The organism is Oleiphilus sp. HI0125 (assembly GCF_001635355.1).
Window position 1 is genome coordinate 1 of the sequence record NZ_LWGF01000612.1, and the last position, 1,143, is coordinate 1,143.

A 1,143-nucleotide genomic window follows, 5' to 3' on the forward strand; every position below is an offset into this window, starting at 1 on the left:
ATTCGATCAAGAGAATCTGCCAATCAAATCACACAAAGTATTCATGATGTGCACACAAGAATGGCCGATGTTACCCGAATGTCTTGCAAAGTAATTGATGCCGCAGAAGATAATGCGAAGAGTATCGATTCGCTAGAAAGCTCGCTTGTATTGATTGATAAAATGGTGGATGAAATCGCACATAACATGCTGGTGATCGCACAAGCATCAGGTCAGCAAAGTGTTGCGACCTCTGAAATCTCCGAAAACATGGAATCCTTGTTAGAACGCGCAAATAACAACACCTTAATCGCAGGTGAAACGGTAAAGATTGCCGAGTACCTCGCTGAAAAAGCAGAGCGTTCTCGTGGACATTCAGCTCAATTAGCAGAGGTATGAGACATGGAAGTTCTGTTATTTATGTGTGTTACAGGCATTGTTGCATTAGCGTATTTCTTGGTGTTTCTGCCTAAGCGTCGACAGTCACAACAACGCAATATTCTGAACAGCTTAGAAATTGTTAAGTCGCTTAAAGAACTCCTTATTTTGATACAACAACATCGGGGTCTTACCACAGGCTTTTTGCATGGTGATGCGCAGTTAGAACGGTCCATTGGGAATAAAAGGGCGAGTATTTATGAAAAATGGAAAGCGCTTGATGCTGCAAGTAATGAGCTTGAGAGCGATATGCTATATACGAGCATTAAATCGCACTGGGAGCGTTTAGCGACAGGCTGGCAACGTCAAACCGTGGCAAATAATATCGACCAACATAGTAGGCTGATTACTAATCTACTTTATCTGATTGAAAACCAAGCAGAGAATTATGGTCCTATGCTTCGGTTAGGGCGAGATTCAGGTCTTGATGTGATCTGGAAGGAACTGCTTGAGACCATTGAAGCGATCGGCCAAACGCGAGCCATTGGCATGGGCGTTGTAAGTGCTGGCGAAAGCTCAGTCATTGAGAGAATTCAGCTCAAATTTCTCGTTGATAAAGTGAAACATCGGGTTGCAGCGCTTGAGTCTTCATTTACTAAGAAGACGAGTCTCATGGGCAACAAAAAATGGGCGAGCTTATTTTTAAACGACGTTCAATTGCATGTTGAGCAGTTGTTATCATTCGTTGAATCGATGTTGTTAAACAACGATTTGAAATCTGTGACT

The 1,143-nt window shown here is 42.5% G+C and carries 2 protein-coding genes; both read left to right on the top strand.

Going from position 1 to position 1,143, the window contains the following annotated elements; translation table 11 throughout:
* A partial coding sequence (locus tag A3762_RS07775; RefSeq protein WP_231878766.1) for a methyl-accepting chemotaxis protein occupies window positions 1-378 on the top strand: 378 nt, incomplete at its 5' end.
* Between the two features lie 3 nt (window positions 379-381).
* The coding region (locus A3762_RS07780; RefSeq protein ID WP_068754785.1) for a nitrate- and nitrite sensing domain-containing protein at window positions 382-1,143 on the top strand (762 nt) is incomplete at its 3' end.